This is a genomic window from Mycoplasma sp. 1781 (genome assembly GCF_053851675.1).
In genome coordinates, this window is record NZ_JBSQBC010000002.1 from 1 (window position 1) to 19,061 (window position 19,061).

Sequence of the window (19,061 nt, forward strand, 5' to 3'; positions counted from 1 at the left end):
GATTAATATCTTTCTTTTTACCATATTCAGCAAATTTTGCTTTTTGAACAGCCATTGTGAAATTAAGGGCATTTGTTATTAGATCATCATAGCCATTATACTTTTGAACAATAAATTCCTTATAAAAATCTTCAATAATTTCTGGGTAGCCTACATAAACGCCAATTTTAGAAAGTTTTAATATAGCTTTGTCTTTTGTTTGTTTTGATAGTCAGGTGTTTTCTTTTAGGCGGTCCTCGTATATTTTGACCATTTTATGAATCATTTGCTCGACATTCTTTTTGTTTTGAGGGCCAAAATAAGTTTCACCGTAATATTTACCAAAAGGCATAGAAAAAACGTTATCAACAACAAATTTTACGGCTATTTTTTTCTTGCTAAAAGGTTTTCTTTGACCACTTAAAGCTCTTGAAAATTCCCCGGAAATTACTAAGCTTTCATAATCTAATAAGCGAGATAATTCAATTAATGATGAAATGTATAGAAAAGCTTTATAAAGTTCAAAATTTTCTTTTGTTAATAATTTCGAATAATTGTCAACTAAATCTTTCGAAACGCAAATAACTTCACTAATGCTATCATTGATTAATGAATTCAAAATATTAGATAAATTTATTTCTTTTATTTTTTTATTGAAATCATCAACTTTTCTAGGGTGATAAATGTTAGTTATAATTGCTCATTCTTGTGCTGAAAGAATATATTTTGATGCCTCGTTATCTCATAGGAGAGCTTTGTTAACTAAATCATTTGCTCATTTTTCATCATTATTTACTTTTAACAGCATTTTTTTAACCATATTAACTCAAATTCTATAAAATGAGTTCTTTTTTTCTTCATCATTATAATAACTTTTTTCTGGAAGGATAACAGAAGGGGTCGAAACAAAAAGGGTTTGTTTTTCGTGGTTTTTAAAATCTGTGTGTATAAAAAAAGGAATAGGAACTTCAAAATTTCTTAAGCATAAGCTAGTGTAGTTATTTTCAATATCATTTCATGATTGATATGACTCTATTTCTTTTAGTATTGGAATAATAGGCTTTATTGAGTGTTTTTTTCTATCGTTTCAATTATTAACTAAATTATAAAATTTAACCATTTCTAGAAGAATTTTATTTTCAGTTATTTCGGATGAGTCAATTGATCATTTTGTTATAAGTTTAGTTTTTAATCTTGTTAAACTTTCATCTAATCTTTCAAACGTGCCGACTGAGGTTTTGTTATCAGCAATTTTATGCTTATTTAATCATTCTCCATTAATTGCCTCAAAAAAATTTTCTTTAATTTTAGCTTTATTCATAATTTACCTTTCAAATTTAATGTTATTTTTTTCTTTCGCTTGAGTAAAACATTTTAATTTTTTTGTTAAATAAAACTTTTTTATAGTTTTTGAAATCTAAATTCTCAAAAACAATTGAGATTTTTAAATGCTCTGCCTTTTTAAGTATAAGACCAATATATAACATTGTTTTTGGGTTATTAAGCATTTTGGTAAGCGACTTATCAAATCATATAATTCCCACTCATTTACCAATTAGTGAAATAATATCATTATTGATTTCGGTTAATTTTATTCCTATAGCCGCCTTTGGATAGTTTTCTTTAATTTGTTCTATTTTTTTCTTAACTCTTAACATACTTTTTTTTGAATTAAGTGAAACTAATTGGACAAAGGAACGATCAATTTTAATAGAATTTTCAATACTTTTATTATCAATATAATTAAAAATAAAATCTTGTATATTTAAAACTTTTCCATGAATATCTTGTGATCTGATGTTTTCATATATTTGCATAAAAAAATTTTTATAAATGTCTAAGGAAGCTATGATATTCTCATCTTTTATATTTAAAATTTCAAATTTTCTTTTAATTAATAATAAATTGAGTTTAGTATTTTCATCGCCAAAATTATTTATAGACACAGTTTTAAAATCAATATTATTACTTTGTTTTATTTCATCAAGTGTATATTCATATTTTTCTTTAAAAATTTTAAAATCTTTGTTATCTTCTATGTTATTCGGAATTCAATAATCAACCATAGGTGTAAGTGTTTTGACAAAGTCAAAGACCGTTTCATAATACAATTGATTTTTGTTGGTTAAAAGCTCATTGTTAAATGAAAAAAAGGTAGAGTAAAGATTTTTGTAAAGAGTAGCAGTGTTTGCAAAGATTTTAGTTGCATAGTAAGAATGCCCGCTTTGAAATCTATCAGAGGGAAAGACGAAAAAGATCTTATTTCAATCAAGAAAAACTTTGACGCCTTTTATTTGATTATAAACGCAACTATCTTGGAAAAGTTTTATAAAGTTATTAATACTATTAATATTTTTTATATTTAAAATAAAACCACATGCTATATATTTGCTGTTTGGCGAAAAAAGGTAAGAAATGTTGGTGTTTAAAGCTTCGAAAACTTCATTTTTAATAGTATCGTTTCTGTTTCAATTAACTGTCATAAAAGCTTTTTGATCATTTATGAAATTTATTTCAAAACTAACCTTTGTTTTGAATGTTGAATGCTTGTTATGTGTTGTTTCAAAACTAATAATCGTATTTTCTTTATTTTTTAAAGCACTTAAAAAAAGAAGTTTATATTTTTTTTCTAAAATCTCACATAAGTCATCTAATTTTCTTCATTTATTATTTAGAAGGTTTAATTTTTTTATAAATGTGGGTTCATTTGAAATGTTGGGAATACCATTCAGATGTTTAATTCTATTTTGTTTCAAATCAATTTCTAAACAGAGGAAACCACTTTCGTTTTTAATATTATTTTGTGTTCTTATTAAAAATAAAATAAATCAAAAAGAAAAAATGAATATTATGGAAGAGAATGCAATAATTCAGATTAGCAAATTAAATTAACTCCTTAGTCATTAAGGTCACCATCTCATTTTTTAATTGAGTGATGCGATTTTTCAAATTGTTTTGTGGTTTTTTGTTGTGGAAAGGTTACAGTAATTATTGAGTCAACCATATCAATAATTTCGCCGCGTCCATAGATTTTATGCATTATATAATCTCCGACAACTAAATGGCTATTGTTTTGGTGATTTTCTTCAGCAATAGAAAAATCATTTGCAAGTGTTACAGAACCATTTTGTTCTTTTATACCTGCCTCTCCTAAAAATCTGCTACGTTTAGTAAAACCAGATCTATTAATTGCAAATGAAAGGAAAAGCTTTTTCTTAGCTCTTGTAATTGCAACGTATGCAAGCCGTCTTTCTTCTTCGAGACCTTCAATATTTTCTTCATGTGTATTTGAATTAGTTAAAAATGTAAAATCTTTACTTGGTGAAATAGAAATTGCTCTTTTTAGAGGGAATAAACCTTCAGCAAGCCCACAAATAAAAACATAATCAAATTCTAATCCCTTAGCATTGTGCACTGTCATCAATGAAACAAAACTTGTTGCATCGTTTTCGACGTCTCTATCTGTTATTAGTGTAATTTCTTGTAGATATTCATCTATAGTACCGTGGGAATTGTTTTTTTCCCATAACTCAATAGCATTTATTAAACTTTGAAAATTTTCTTGTTTTGATTCATAATCTTCTTCGGAAATTTTAAATGTATCAAAATAGTTTATTTTTTTATACATAAACTCTTTGAGCGTGCTGCTTATTGAATTAGTTTTTAAGGCTGCTCTTGCTCACCGAATATCATTAATTAGTGAAGCTAATTTTTGAAGTGTAGTTGTTGAAATACTTAAAGTTTCTTGCAGCTCATCAATATGCGTTTCAATTGCATTGAATAATGTTGTACCTTTATTTCTTGCAAATTCAATTAACTTATCAACGGTTACCTCTCCAATTTTTCTTGAAGGTTTATTTATGATACGTAGAAGCATAATTTCACTACCATCATGAATAACTCTTAAGTATGCTAAAGCATCTTTAATTTCTTCACGTTGATAAAATTTGATTGAGCCAAAAAGCTTATATATTGTACTTTCTCTAATCAAAGCTTCTTCAATTGCTCTTGAGTAGCTATTGGTTCTAAATAAAATAGCAATATTTTTTAATTGCACTCTCGAACGTTTTAATTCTGAAATTTTTCGTGCTATTCACCGGGCTTCAGCTTCTTCGCTATGGCCACAGTAAAATTCAACATCTTCTCCTTCTTCATTTTCTGTATATAGGTTTTTTTCTAGTCTTAATTTATTTTTAATGATTAATTTATTTGCGTAATAAAGAATTTTTTTAGTTGATCGATAATTTTCTTCAAGTTTAATTGTGATAGCATCTGGATAATCCTTGTGAAAATTAATAATTATATTGATATCAGCATTTCTTCAACTATAGATTGTTTGGTCGGGATCTCCTACAATTGTTAATTTATTTGTTGAACAAAGTTTTTGTAGTATTTTGTATTGAATAATGCTTGTGTCTTGAAATTCATCAATTAATAAATAGTCATATCGTTTAGCCCATTTGTTGGCTATATGCTCATATTTTGGGTCATAAAAAAGTTTGTAAACAAAAACTAGTAAGTCATCAAAATCAAGCGCTTTTGATCGTTGCAATCTTTCTTGATAATGCTTGTAAATCAATTCCTTTGTTTCGATAGCTTTTCTTTCTTGAAGAGATAAAGATGTATCAATATTTTCGTTTTCAATATTTAAAAATTCAAATAATGAATTCTTTTTGTTTTGAATGAATGAAATGATTGAACTATAACTGAATTCATTATTAGATATTTCCAATTCATTATAGACTGATTTAAGGATTGCTTTTTGGTCTATTTCGTCAATAATTTGGAAATCGTTCTCATAACCTAGCAAATGAATTTCATATCTTAATATTTTTGCACAAATAGCGTGGAAAGTACTTATGACAGGAAGTTGTTCAGGATTATTCACCATTGTGATAACGCGCTGTTTCATTTCATTAGCTGCTTTGTTTGAAAAAGTTAGAGCCAAAACGCGTGAAGGTTTTATTCCCAATTCATCAATTAAATATGATATTTTATATGTTAAAACTCTTGTTTTTCCTGAACCAGCACCAGCAATTATACGAAGTGGTCCGTCATTGTATTCTACTGCTTCTCGTTGTTGTTTATTTAGTTTTTCTAGTTCTATCATCTTCACCCCTTATAATTAAATATACTTTATAATTATAACCTAATTAAACCTATTAATATTTAGTAATAAAAAATAGCCTTAATTTTTGGCTATTTTGTGATATTGATTTTAGGAAGTTCACGTTTTTTTGGTTTAATTTTAAACGTTAAATTTTCATCTTCAATAATATCTTCATATCTATTTTTTCAAACGGTTTTTGTTCGCGATAATTTATCATTTCAACTTAGTCTTGTTGATGAAATACCAGAAATAATTAGCAGTATTTGAAGATTTATAGAAATCGTAGCTAGTGCTGTTGGTAATATAACAACAAGCTTTTCAACATTATTTAATTTTCCACCGCGAGCAGCTTTTAAAAATGCATCAGTAGACATTAACATGAAACTCATAAAAACAAAAATTCATAAGAATGCAAATAGTCTTTGCCGATCAAAAATAAATTTGGAAGTTCTTCTTTTTTCTTCATCGGAAAGAATTTTGATTTTACATATTAACATTCCAATTGTTTGGCCTTTTAGTATTGTTGGAATAACAATGTATTCAAATATACATAAAAAAATCATCAATAATAATCAAAGGCGAAAGTATATTTCTTTTAGTGTGGTACTTTGTGTGCGAAATTCAGCTTTTTTGTAATTGAATATTATAAAAGAAGTCGCTACAATTAAAACTATGAAAATAAGAAGATCAATTAATGTAGCTAATAATCTTATTCAAAAATTAGCCTTAACATTTTGCTTTATGGTCATATAAATTTTTTAATAATGTGGTCTCATTTTTTACTAAAACCAGACGTTAAATCATAAAGTTTTTGAATATTAAATTCTTTAAAAAAATGATTTGCTTGGAGTTGCTCTACTCAAAAAGGTCTTAGTATTGAAATTTCTTGAATAAGAGAGTTTTTAATGCTAATTAGTGTTTTTTCATCTAATGGATTCTTATTATGTTTTAATGAGCCGACAATTGCAGCAATATAATAGCAATAATTTAGACATTTAGCCAATTCGAGAGCATTTTTAGTTTCAATATCTATTGTATTAAAGGAATTGAATATATTATTTCAATTGCGAGTCAAGGATTTAGGGTTAAAAATTAATGGATTATCATTATTATTAATGATTCATGTGTCTTCGAAAAAAGCATATGTTTTTGAATAAAGAAGGCTTTGAAAAACAGGATTGGGTGAATATTCTAGATTGAGATCCTTTGTTTTAGGTAAGAAAAAAACTTTCTTTAAAATATTTGTCTTAACAATTGAATTGAACATAAAAGGACTGGTTAATATAAAAGGTAGTTTATTGGTTTCTAAATTGACTAAACCTAACATTGATAAGTGGGCTGACTTGAATAATAATTTGTTTATTACTTGGTTATATCCGGGAACTTGTATGAAATCTGCTTTTTTGGGCGAAGATTTAATAAAATTATCAAATCTTTGAATAAACTCATTTTTTAAATTGGCATATGAGTAAAGAATGAACGTATAAGGGGTTTCAATAAGATCTAAAGCTTGTTTTATTACAACATCGAAATGTTGATGGCCCGAATTAAAGATAATTTTTAATCTTTCACCTAGCTTTGATTGTAGTTTATCAATTTCTATATAATCCTTTTCTTTCGGTCTATCAAAGGTCAAAATGATATTAAAATTTTGTGATTTTTGTTTATAGATATTGTAAAAAATTTCATTTAGAGGTATTTTTACGTTGTAAATAGGAATAATTATAGTTAGATTTTTTTTCATTAATATCCTTGTTACATTTTAATTTGTCCAGCAACTCTTGGGAAGGGGATGACATCCTTAATGTTAGCAATACCTGTCACATACATCACTAGTCTTTCAAAACCAATGCCAAAACCACTCGATGGTGCATATCCAAATCTACGCAAGTCTATGTATCATTGTAAGGGTTCTTGTGAAATTTTTAAGTCATGCATTCTTTGAATAAGTTTGCTATATCTTGATTCTCTTTGACTACCACCAATTAATTCCCCTATCCCTGGAACTAATAAATCAAAAGCTGCAACAGTTTTGTTGTCATCATTTTGGTACATATAAAAAGCTTTAATATCTTTTGGATAATTTGTAACAGCGACTGGCCCATTTACAATTTTTTCAGAAAGGAATTTTTCATGTTCTGAAGCTAGATCCATACCAAAAAAAATGTTTTTTTCTTCAAATTGGTCGCTAAAAGGTTTAAGTTTTTCAACCACATCTTTATAATCAATAACTGTTAGTTTGTTATCAAGAAATCTATTTAATGTTTCCAGTAGATCAGGATTGTAAGATTGCAATACCTTCATTTCATCTAAATGTTTGCTTATAGTGTTTTTAATGACAGTTTTTAATAAATCATCTGCAAGGTTAATAATATCCTTTAATTCATAAAAAGCAACCTCAGGTTCAATCATTCAAAACTCAGCTAAATGGCGTGATGTGTGCGAATTTTCGGCTCGAAATGTAGGCCCAAAGGTATAAACCTTCTTAAAACTAGCTGCATATGCTTCAGCATGAAGTTGCCCCGTAACTCCTAGGAATGCTTTTTGCTTGAAAAAGTACTCTTTTGTTTCATCATCAACCAACAAAGTTTCGCCAGCTCCTTCACCATCATTTGAAGTGATAATTGGTGATGCCATGTAAAGAAATTCGTGTTCTTGAAAATATTTGTGGATTTCAAAAGAAAGAGTATTTCTTATTAACATTATACTTTTGAATAAGCTTGTTCTATTTCTTAAGTGAGGAATTTCTCTTAAAAAATCAAGTGAAGTTTCTTTTTTTTGTATAGGAAAATCGTTGTCAACTTGAGTGATAACAATTAATGTTTCTAAAATAAGTTCAAGCGGTTGTTGGGCATCTGGTGTGAGGTGAATAATTCCTCTAGCAATTAATGAGGTTCCTAGTGAAATTTGCGCGACATTGAGTTTTTGAATCATTTCTCCTTTAACTACTATTTGTAATGTTGCAACAGTACTCCCATCATTAACAGTTAAGAATCTAATTTTTTCATTTCCTCTATTAGAAACTAATCAACCTTTAACCTCAAACTTTTCATTTTCTCTTATTGTTTCAATGTTTTGTAATAACTTTTTAATTGTCATAACATTGCTCCTAACCAATTCTTTTAATCTAATTTATAATTTATAATTATACTTAAATTTTGTTACTATTTAATTTTTGATAACATTATTAAATGTTTAAATGTTTTTATTCTTAAATTTAAAAGAAAAAATAGGATTAACCTATTTATGATTTTGTTGCTTCGAAATAGTAGGCTGCAATCTTTGTTCGCAGGTTGTTTTCGATAATTGGATATGTGAATAAATGATAATTCTCATTTGTCGAGGGTTGCTTGAAAATAGATTTGGCAATTTCATCATTTCCAAAATACCATTCATCTAAAAATTTATATGTTAAAAGATCTGTTGGTGTATATGAAATATATTCAAAGTTTATTAGTTCACCTAAGTCGCTTTTAGTAAAAACTTCTTCAAAACTATCTGAAAAAATATCCGTTCCCTTATCAGAATTATTTCTTATAATTCGTAAAAATTCAATATTATCCTCAGTAATTTCACTTTTAAAATTTCTTAAGAATTTTTTTCAATTTTCTAGATTGTTTCAATCAATACTTTTTAATTTTTGAGATTTTGAAAGAAGTTTGATAATTTCTTGTCTGCTATCACTGTTGAAAATTAACGTTAAAGTATCGATGGAACTATTTAGGTCTTCATTGGTCAGGAATTTTTTTAATGTTTCAAAGAAACGCTTTTCTAGTAATTTCAATCTTTTTTCAATGCTCTCGGCCGATCTGATAATAACGTTGTTGTTATTATATATCAAAGAGCTAATGCTATCTAAAAATTTGGAAGTGTCTTCATCACTTAGTTTATGGGATATAATTCAACCATCAACAAGGTAATAATTGTTTTTAGGGCGCACAAATCTAATTGTTCCTTCTTCAACTGAAGCAAAATTATCTTCTGAATAATAAGCGTCTAAGGCATCGCCATTATAAATAACTGATGAATCTGAGCGTCCTTGTTTTGGTTCAATAAGGTAGTTAAGCAATTCTAATCCATCGCCACTTAGGTGATTATATGCTGTGTTTTTAATATCATAACCAGAAGAATTTTTGACAAATTCTACGAAAGAATCAATTGCTAGCTTGTAATTATTCTCGTTAAAGTCAAAGAGTTTTCCTTCTCCATTGAAGGTGAATAATTGTTTTCAATTTTTGTTGTCTCGTGATTTATAATTAATGGCCCCAATCATTAAGTTATCAACAAATGCATTAGTTCAACCAATATGTTGATATTTATTTTCCTTTAGGGTATCAAAAATTTGATTTCAATCGAGTTGCATTGATTTGTTTTCTAATTCTTGAATTGAGGAATTGTTTAGTGTTAAATTAGGTCTACTATTTTTATTAACATTATATGCAACTCCTTTGTCTTGCGCATAATACGGTATAAAGAAGTCATAAAAATGTTCTCATTGGGCGCTAGTATTACTTTTTCAAAGTTTTTTATTTTTGTCTAAAATAAAACCTTTTGAATCTAATTCGCGTTTAGGCAGGTTTACTAGCTTATTGTATATTAGATTATCAAAGTTTTCAAGGTGTTTTCTAACATTTTCTGTGTAAAAAAACTTTCTAACATTTCAGTCATTGGCATCACTTTTTCCGTATAATCTAGCAAAATCAACTTTTCTGACTTTTTTTTCTATAATGAGTTGTGCTGTTTGAAAATCACTTCCAACACCAGCGATCGCTTTGTCTTGGGTTAATGCTTGGGTAAATTCGTTGATTTCCTTGAATTCTTTATAGTTGTAGTCTTTTTTTAGTTTTTCTTTTATAGAAGGCGCTAAATAAGATTCGTAATTATAAATACTTGGTCGGTACTTATTTGAAAGTTTAATTGAGATTGCAAAAATAAAAATTATGGTTATAACAAAAAAGGAAAGTATAAATATTAAGACCTTAAAAATTCTTTTGTTCAATTTATAAGACCTCCTTATAAAAATCCTTTTGTGCTTGTTTTTTACTTAAAACTAGGGATTTTTTAGCTAATTTATTTTGTGTTCCTTTAAAAATAATATATAGTGTATTTATAAATATTACTATTAGAAGTGATATTGCACCAATAGCCAGCGATCATGCCTGAAATTGACCTTCATACAATTGCGTTCCTAATGTTTCCGTATTAGAAACAATTCTTGTAATAATAAAATCGTCAAATGACAAAGTCATAGTCATAACAAATGTAAAAATTATAGATCCTAGCATATAAATAAAATATGTTTTAAATCATGTTCTAAATTTTGAATATCCTAAATCCTGACTTGCTTCAAAAATATTTTTGGAAAATTTATCGCTTTTAGGTAGCATTATTAAAATTCCGTATGGAAGACACATAACAGTATGTCCAATAATAGATCTAAAAAAACCTTCACTCGTTGCTTTTAGGGTTCCAAAAAATAAGAAGTTTAGAACAATAGCAAGTGTCAATCCTGTAATAACATCAGGATTTATCATAGGCACATTTGAGGTTGCCTGCAGAAAAGATCTTGCCCCTTTATTCTTGTGTCTTCATAGAGCAAAAACAGTTAGTAAGGAGATACTAATAACAAGGACAGAAGTTGCGATTCCAAGAAGAAATGAGTTAACAAATGCTAGACTATGTGATTTAGAAAACAATTCCTTGTATGCATCAAAAGAAGTTCTATTTCAAGTTGTTACTGAAAAAATTCCTTTATCTGAAGGAGAATTAAAACTGTAAATCGTTCCAAAAATTATTGGTATATAAAGAAAAGCAAGAATCACAAAAACATATGAATATTTTAAAAAGTTTTTAAATTTAGTCATAATTTCCTCCTTGTCTTTTTTTTCTAATTAAGAATGGTATTCCATAAATGATTGCATATATTGATAATAGAACTGCAAGAGTTATAATAACTAATGTTGAAGAATTTGCTAAATCAAACGGGTTGGCTGTGTTGGCAAACTGGTTTATTAGGTTACCAATTAGTTGTTTTTGACTGCCATTTGGTAAGAGTTTGTCTGAAATAATAATAGAGGTTGCAGATATCATTAAAACAATTCCGAAACCACTTAATATTGCTTTGGATGTGTAAGGAATTATAACTTTAAAAACTGTTTTAAATTTTGAATACCCTAAATCCTCCGAGGCTTCCAAAATGTTATTTGGCATATCTTTAATAACCTGGTACAATGGTAGAACCATGAATGGTAGATAAAGATAAACCATACCAAAAACAATAAAGAAATTGTTATTTAACTGATTTTCATCGAAAATTGCCGAGAATAAACCTCTAACTGCTAAAGCTTTTGATATTGTAAAAATAGCTAAGGGACTAAGAATTAGAGTTAAACCCAATATTTTAATAATCTTATATTTAGATCTTGAAACAATATATGCATACGGGAAACCGATTATTAGCGATACAGTTGCAGCAAATAATCCAGTCAGCAGAGACCTTCCTATTATTATCCATGTTGAAGGTTTTAGAGCAATTTCTCAATTTTCTAGTTTTGTTTGTCCTTCTAACGGTTTAAATGCATAAATGCATACAAACACCATAGGTAGGATAATAAATAAAACCGCAAAAACAACATATGGAACTATAAATGTAAATTGCAATTTTGACATCGGTGAAGAAAGTTTTTTGATTTTTTTTACATTTCTTGTACTAGACTTCATTTGTTTGACCTAATTCATTTTCTAATAATTCAAGTTTTTTATCTTTCTTCATTAGGTGGATAGCATCAATATCCCAATCTAAAAATACCTCTTTGCCGACAGCGTATTTTGAAGAAGTTTCTACATAAATAATTTTATCCTTACATTGAACCTCATAATTATAGTAGCTGCCTCCATAGGTTGATTTTATAATTTCTCCCGTTAGTTTAGCTTTTGATTTTACTCTTGTTATAATAATATCTTCTGGTCTTATTAGGGCATCCAAACTTTCCCCGGGCTCAAATTCGTCATGAATAGTGTCAAAAGTCTTTGACATAAATTTTACCTTGTTTGCTTTTATGAAAGTAGCGTTAAAAAAGTTTGAATCTCCAATAAAGTTTGCTACTCATTTATTAACTGGAAAATCATAAAGTTCCTTCGGAGTGGTAAATTGTTCTACTTTTCCATCACGAATAACAGCAATTCTATCACTCAGTTGCAGTGCTTCATTTCGGTCATGAGTTACAAAAATAAAAGTAAGTTTCAGCTTTTGTTGAATGTCCCTTAAAAGAGTTTGCATTTTTTCTCTTATTTTAGCATCAAGAGCACTTAATGGTTCGTCTAATAAGAGAATTTCAGGTTCAATAACTAGTGATCTTGCGAGCGCTACTCTTTGTTTCATACCACCTGATAAAAAGTTAACGTTTTTCTTTTCGTTGCCGCTTAAGCCAACTAGATCCATAATTTGTTTAACTTCTTTGTCCATTTCTTCATTAGTAATTTTTCTAGTTAGGTATCTTTTTTCAAATGCCTCAGTTTTTAAGTCAACATAGTTTTCTCAATATGAATATTTAAAATCCATATCATCAATTCATTGCTGGTATTTTTGTTTCTTTCTTTTTGAAAGCGATGAATTATTATTTAATTCTCTTTCATATAATTCGAATTCTTTGTCGAGATTTTTCATTTTTTGATCGGCAAATTTTCTTCATTTTCTTCTTTGCAGTGTTAATTTATTATGAAATGATTTTGGAAGATTTTCTTTGTTAATTCTCTTAAGTCTTAGACCATATTTAATATTGTTTTCAACATTTAAGTGCGGAAATAGGGCATAGTCTTGGAATATAGTAGAAACATCCCTTTTATGTGGAGAAAGATCCTTAATATCCTTGCCATGAAGTTTAACTTCTCCACGAGTAACCCATTCAAAACCACCAATAATTCTTAAAATAGTAGTTTTGCCAGATCCAGAAGGTCCTAAAAGAGTAATAAATTCACCTTTTTCGATACTAAGATTGACATTGTCTAAAACTAGTTTGTCTTCAAACTCTTTAACAACATCAACAAGTTCAATGATTGCTGAGTTTGTCTTTTTAACTTTCTTTTTTTCCATAATTATTCCTTTCACCATTATGATTTGGTTATTTGATAATAGTAATCAATCATTTTTGTTCTCAATTCAGGATTGAGCGGCTGATATGGTCTAAAATTTATGTCTTTGTTTTCTTTTATATCAAAAATAGAAATTGCTTTTTGATCTTGATTTTTATTGCTATCAATGAAATAAGTTTCTAATAAAAAGAGCTTTATAGTCTTAAAACTAGGTGTGTAATTTATTACATCAAAGTTTGCAACATTTTGTAAATTTTCGTTTGAAAAGGCATTTCTAAAAAATCTATAGTATTTTTTATAAAATGATAAATCAATGTCTTTTAATGATTTGGCAATTTTATTTTTATCTTTTTTGTTAAAAAGATTTTTTTCTATTTCTTCTTCTGAAATCCCACTATTTTTAATTTCTTTATAAACATTATTTATGTATTTATTATATATTTGTTGGTAGCTTAAACTAACATCCCCAAAAACAAGGTTTTTTAGCGTTTCTAGAAGAGCGTCTGATTCTTTATCATCTGTGTCTTGTGAAATGATTCATGCATCAATATTTTTATATGTATTTTTAGGCCGAACAAACGATATATTATTACTTTGATTTAAATTTGCAAAGTTATCCTTTCCATAATAAGCATCAAGTGCATCGCCATTATACATTATTGCAACATCAGCTTTTCCATGTGCTGGCTCAATTATGCCCGATACAATTTCCTGTCCATCAGTTATAAGTTTATTTCTTTTTGTGTCTTTTATATTATTGCCAGTTGAAACATTGACAAATTTTGCAAAGTGATCAATAATATTTTTGTAGTTCTCTTTGTTTAAATCTTTTCATTTTCCGAATGAGTTTTTTTGGCTTCCATTGTCAATTAGATTTTTATAAAATTGACCAATCATGGCATTGTCAAGAAATCAATCAGTTCAGTAAAATTTTGGATTTTTATATTTTTTTGATAATGAATTTATTAGATCAAATCAATTTTTTCCGTCTTTAATATCACTAAAATCAGCATTTTCCTTAATATTATTTCTTGTAGATTTTGAAATTTCTGAATTTTCAGGATTATAGGCTATACCTTTGTCAAGAGTAAAATAAGGAATTAAAAATTCATAAAAATGGTCCATACCTTCTTTATTATCTGCTTCAAAGCCAATAACTTCCTTATCTTTATAATAAAGAAAAGGTTTAAAGTTTAACTTGTCAATTTTATTATTTGGATTAATTCTCTTTATTTCCTGTATTATTCAACTATCAAAAAAATCAAATTGTTTTTTTACGTCATTAGTATAAAGATTTAATATGATCTCTTTTTTATTTTTTGCATCATAATTAACATCAAAAACTTTTTTAAAATTAATCTTTTTTAATTTGTTTTCTACGATAAGTTGAGCTATTTGATAATCAGAATTTACCCCTGCTACAGCTTTTTTATTTTTTATTGCTCTTGTAAATTCATCAAGATTCTTAAATGTATGATATGAATAGTTTTTTTTGATCTTGTTAATAGTATTTTTATTAAGGTATGATTCATAGTTATAAATACTTATTTTATAAGGGTTGCTTATTTTTAAAAAAAGTATAATAATAAAAACCACAAAAATAATGCTAATTAAAATAAAGAGGAGTGAAAGCTTTAATTTATGAGTTATTTGAATTTTCATTTTAATATCCAGCTTTCTTAATTTTTTCCTCTTTATCCACTCAATCCTCATCAACTTTAACTCTTAAAAACAAATTAATAGGATGTTTTAAAACACTGGCGATTTTTTCTCTTGAAGACATTGAAATTGTTTTTATTTTTTGTGCCCCTTTACCAATTACAATACCTTTTTGTGATTCGCTTTTTACATAAATAGTAGCTGAAATTGTATATGGAATTGTTTCGCTATCATTTTCTTTAAATTCATCAATTAGCACAGCGATTGAATGCGGCACTTCATGATATAAATTTTTAATTGCATATTCTCTAATAATTTCTTTAGCTATAAATCTAAGAGAGACATCGCTTAATTGATCTTCCTCAAAAGGCAAATCATCTTCATAAGAATATTTTTTAATTTCATCAATTAAATCAATATAGGATTGTTTATAATCTTTGCCAATACCCAAAACGGTATTAATTCCTAAACTTTTTAATTCATGAGCTTTTTCATCTAATTTTATTTTGTTATCAATTAAATCAATTTTAGTTATTATTGCTATTATTTCGCTATCTGTTGTTTCCTTAATTTTGTTAATAATAAATTTATCGCCTTTTCCTATTTCTTCATTAGCTGGCGTTAAAAATAAGACAATATCAACAGCCTTCATTGTCTCATAACTTTTTTGATTTAGCTTTTCTGATAATAAGAATTCTGCCTTGTGGACTCCAGGGGTATCAATAAAAATTATTTGGACTTCATCATCATTGTATATACCTTTAATATTATCTCTTGTTGTTTGGGCAACATTGGAAACTATTGCTAACTCAAAATCTAAAATGTTATTTATTAGCGTACTTTTTCCTACATTTGGTCTTCCTACTAAACCAACATAACAAATTTTTTTCATTTATAAACCTCATAAAAATTTTTATTAATATCTAGTGATGTTTAAACGTTTCATAATGTTTTCTACATGTGTATTCATAACTAAAGTTTCTGCTTCTGTTTGGTGGTCAAAACCAAAAAGGTGTGCAACTCCATGGGCAAAAATATAGCAATATTCTCTTTTTAAACTATGATTAAATTTTTTTGCTTGTTTTTTAATTTTTCATGGCGAAATAATTATTTGACCAAGCTCTAAATTTTCAAGAAAATCTAACTCATTAGCTGCTTCTAGTGGGAAGCTTAAAATATCAGTTGTATAGTTTTTGTTTCTATGCAAATTATTAAGTTTTTTCATTTTGAATCTATTAACAAAAAGAAGGTCAACAGACAAATCTTTTGTACTATTAAACTCTACCTTTGCTTCATTGAGTATATTGCAAAAATCTTTCTCAAATTTAAACGTGCTAAAACTGTTATTTTTAATGGTTAATTTATTCATAAAAATAATTATAAATTAACACAAAAAAAATGAAAAAAATTGAATTTTATTTTTTTAGAAAAATAGTTGGGGAATTTTTTAGTAAAAATCTTTTATTATGGCTTGTTTCAATAATAATACAATTTTCTTGTTTTTTACATATTAATCTAGATATAAGTTCAAACATTTGCTGTGATAAAAATTCAAAACTTTCATCAAGCAAAACCAATTGATATTTTTTTATTAATAGAGGCAATAATTTTATAATTTGTTTTTGTCCCATAGAAAACTTATTTGAGTTTAAAAGTAGATTAGAAAATATATTTATATTTAGCGAATTTATAATACTGATGAAATCTGTATCTTTTAATATTTTTTCTTTTTCCTTATTATTAACATCTGAAAATAAATATGTATATAAATCTATGTTTGGCATATTAAATTCATTGCCTGAAAAATAAATTTTTTCCTTAAATCAAGACTTATTTATCTCTTTGATTTCAATATTATTAAAAATAATTGACCCTTTGTAATTTAAATAAAATCCACTTAATAATTTAAACAAAGTACTTTTTCCGGAACCGTTTGGTCCTTGCAATTTCGCACCTTTATCAATAATAAAATTTAAATCATTAATTATATTGCGACGTTCAAATCCAAAGCAAAGCCCTTTGAATTTAATTGTTTTTAAATCTATTATATTATTAATAGAATTTCTTAATCTTGATTGTGGAATATTGATTATAAAATTTAATCTAGTTGAACCATTCCTAAAGATTTTTCATCCTATAAAAAATTCTTGAAGATTATTGCTTGGTTCAGAAATAATTGTTTGTATTTGCAATATAAAAAATAATTGGCTTAGGTTAGATGTTTTTTGTAATAAAAAAAAGCAATAAATTATTATTGTTGTCATCAAATTTAAAAACCTTAAAATTAAATTTTTTATTGAACTTAATTTATTAATATCAAGATCAACATTTCTATAACTTTTTATATTGTTTAAAAAACTTTGTTTTTCAAGATTTTCTCACAGCATTAGTCCATAAGAATCTTCATTTTTTACTATAAACGAAAGTTTATTTATTTCTTCAACGCTTTTTTGTGTTAGCTTTTTTGATAAATAGCTAATTTTATCGTTTATAAAATAGCTAACCAAGGTCTTGATTATGTTAACAAGTATTACTATTAATATGAATTTTATTTTTATAAAAAATAATAAAGGTATAACTAAGATAATAGAAAATAAAAAGGAAGAGATAAAAGAAATCATAAACGATAAAAAACCGGCTATTGATTCAATCGATAGATATCTTAAGAGAATTTCATTCTTGCTAATTTTTAAAATTTGTTTGTATTCCGCTCCCTCAATGCTATTTATAAATTGTTCTTTTATTGTTGTTGATATTAAATTTTTTAATTTTGTTAATAAAAAATTATTTAATAAGGAAACAACAAGCAAAACCATTGAAATTCAAAAGAAAAACATTATTGTTTTTTGTCCTTCTGATATTTTTATTTGTTGAATACTTGCAAATATATTTTTATTAATAAATGAAAGTAAAAAATTTAAAAAGATAGTAATGAAACTAAATAGGACACCAATGACTAAGGACTTTAAATTAAGTTTAAATTTAAAAGAAAAAAACTTTTCATAAATATTTTTTTGATTACATTCTTGCTGTTTTTTAACTATTATAATTAGACCAGTAAATTGTTTTTTAAATTGCTTAATCTCTATTTTTCTTTTTCCTTTTGTTGAATCTAAAGTAAATACAAAATTATCACTTATGTTTTCAATAATTACATAATGTAGAAAATTGTCTATCTTTGAAATAGCAATTAATGGAAAAGAAGTTTTGAGTTTTAATATTTCTTCTCATTCAATTTTAAATGCTTCTGTATGGAGGCCAATTTTACTAGCCAACAAACAAAGATTGGTAATATTAATCCCATCCTCAGAATAGGTTGATTCATATTTTAAAAAATTTATATCAACTCATTTTTTTCAATAAAATTTGTGCAATGATTGTAATACATAAAGTCCACAATCTTTAATATCTTCTTGGAACCGAATTTTCATATATTCAATTGTTTCATTATTTAATTTTAACTATGTCTAAATAAAGAAAAAAAAGAGAAATTCTAATTACTTAACAATATTAAAATTTTAAATTTTAGTAAAATTAATAATTATGAAAAAATCTAAAATTAAAAGAAAAATATTAATTTTTTCTTTATTAGGATCATTGGGCGCGGTCTTAGCTCCCTCTGTTTTATCAGCAGCTTGCACGTTTGATTTACCGGTTATATCAATTGTTGATGATCCAAATTTTGTTAGCATAAATGAAAAAGGAGAAAAAATAATTAAAAAACGTAGTGCTAGTTCATTTTATGAATTAAATTCAAAACGTTTATTCAATCCAATTAGCCAGTTTGATGATAAATATAGGCTATTCACAAATGATAGGAAATTAAATAATACACATGATACATCCCATGTTTATAAGATTAAACCTGATTTTCAGTTTTTAAAATTTGCTAATTTATCAGGTCAATATGATTATCGCCTTTTTTCATTTAGATATGATGAATTAGTCGCAAACATTCCTGGCGCTGCTATTCCCAAATATTCTCAATATAAACATAACCCTAAGGCAGTTTTTATTATGTTATATTGAATTAGAAAAAATGTTGAAGCAGCACCTAATTTTATTAATGATGTTATTAGTCCATCAAAATCTCGATTTCCAGAATCTCGCCCTGAAATTGAAGAAGCACCATGAGCTTTCGTTAGAAATACTTCACCTTCGTTAAAAGGTTTTTGACAAGATGTTACTGAACCATTAGTTTTACTTTTTGAAGAGGAATAAT

The 19,061-nt window shown here is 26.7% G+C and carries 15 protein-coding genes; 1 reads left to right on the forward strand and 14 read right to left on the reverse strand.

Features of this window, described 5'->3' with window-relative positions; all coding sequences use genetic code 4:
* The 14 genes from ACWXVP_RS00275 to ACWXVP_RS00340 form a co-directional block, all read right to left on the reverse strand.
* Positions 1-1,300, reverse strand: a 1,300-nt coding sequence (locus ACWXVP_RS00275) for a M13 family metallopeptidase (RefSeq protein WP_456012519.1), incomplete at its 3' end; no start/stop codon positions are given.
* Between the two features lie 22 nt (positions 1,301-1,322).
* Complete coding sequence (locus tag ACWXVP_RS00280) at positions 1,323-2,861, reverse strand: MHO_4530 family protein (RefSeq protein ID WP_456012520.1); 1,539 nt, start codon at positions 2,859-2,861, stop codon at positions 1,323-1,325.
* Between the two features lie 14 nt (positions 2,862-2,875).
* Positions 2,876-5,089, reverse strand: a complete 2,214-nt coding sequence (locus ACWXVP_RS00285) for an ATP-dependent helicase (RefSeq protein WP_456012522.1) — start codon at positions 5,087-5,089, stop codon at positions 2,876-2,878.
* Positions 5,090-5,178: 89 nt separating this feature from the next.
* Positions 5,179-5,838, reverse strand: coding sequence for an RDD family protein (locus ACWXVP_RS00290; RefSeq protein WP_438340490.1), 660 nt, complete (start codon positions 5,836-5,838; stop codon positions 5,179-5,181).
* On the reverse strand, positions 5,829-6,833 hold the full coding sequence (locus ACWXVP_RS00295; protein ID WP_438340489.1) for a hypothetical protein: 1,005 nt from the start codon (positions 6,831-6,833) through the stop codon (positions 5,829-5,831). Before ACWXVP_RS00295 ends, ACWXVP_RS00290 begins: the two co-directional genes overlap by 10 nt.
* Before the next feature lie 11 nt (positions 6,834-6,844).
* Positions 6,845-8,188, reverse strand: a complete 1,344-nt coding sequence (gene asnS / locus ACWXVP_RS00300) for an asparagine--tRNA ligase (protein WP_456012524.1) — start codon at positions 8,186-8,188, stop codon at positions 6,845-6,847.
* Between the two features lie 145 nt (positions 8,189-8,333).
* Entirely contained in the window at positions 8,334-10,088 is a 1,755-nt protein-coding gene (locus ACWXVP_RS00305) for a hypothetical protein (RefSeq protein WP_456012526.1), read from the reverse strand.
* A gap of 1 nt (position 10,089) precedes the next feature.
* Entirely contained in the window at positions 10,090-10,953 is an 864-nt protein-coding gene (locus ACWXVP_RS00310; protein ID WP_456012528.1) for an ABC transporter permease, read from the reverse strand.
* Positions 10,946-11,809: an ABC transporter permease gene (locus ACWXVP_RS00315; protein ID WP_456012530.1), complete on the reverse strand. Its 864-nt coding sequence runs from the start codon at positions 11,807-11,809 to the stop codon at positions 10,946-10,948. Before ACWXVP_RS00315 ends, ACWXVP_RS00310 begins: the two co-directional genes overlap by 8 nt.
* Entirely contained in the window at positions 11,799-13,181 is a 1,383-nt protein-coding gene (locus tag ACWXVP_RS00320; protein WP_456012532.1) for an ABC transporter ATP-binding protein, read from the reverse strand. The genes ACWXVP_RS00315 and ACWXVP_RS00320 overlap by 11 nt, the downstream gene beginning before the upstream one ends.
* 17 nt (positions 13,182-13,198) lie before the next feature.
* Positions 13,199-14,842, reverse strand: coding sequence for a hypothetical protein (locus ACWXVP_RS00325; protein ID WP_456012534.1), 1,644 nt, complete (start codon positions 14,840-14,842; stop codon positions 13,199-13,201).
* Position 14,843: 1 nt separating this feature from the next.
* Positions 14,844-15,731: a GTPase Era gene (gene era, locus ACWXVP_RS00330; protein ID WP_444704880.1), complete on the reverse strand. Its 888-nt coding sequence runs from the start codon at positions 15,729-15,731 to the stop codon at positions 14,844-14,846.
* 24 nt (positions 15,732-15,755) lie between these two features.
* Positions 15,756-16,208, reverse strand: coding sequence for an rRNA maturation RNase YbeY (gene ybeY / locus ACWXVP_RS00335; protein ID WP_438340481.1), 453 nt, complete (start codon positions 16,206-16,208; stop codon positions 15,756-15,758).
* A 46-nt stretch (positions 16,209-16,254) separates the two neighbouring features.
* Complete coding sequence (locus ACWXVP_RS00340) at positions 16,255-18,270, reverse strand: Mbov_0121 family peptidase domain-containing ABC transporter (protein ID WP_456012535.1); 2,016 nt, start codon at positions 18,268-18,270, stop codon at positions 16,255-16,257.
* Between the two features lie 112 nt (positions 18,271-18,382).
* Between ACWXVP_RS00340 and ACWXVP_RS00345 the strand changes: the two genes are divergently transcribed.
* Positions 18,383-19,060 (forward strand): hypothetical protein, encoded by a 678-nt coding sequence (locus ACWXVP_RS00345; protein ID WP_456001816.1) that lies wholly within the window; start codon positions 18,383-18,385, stop codon positions 19,058-19,060.
* Position 19,061: the final 1 nt, after the last annotated feature.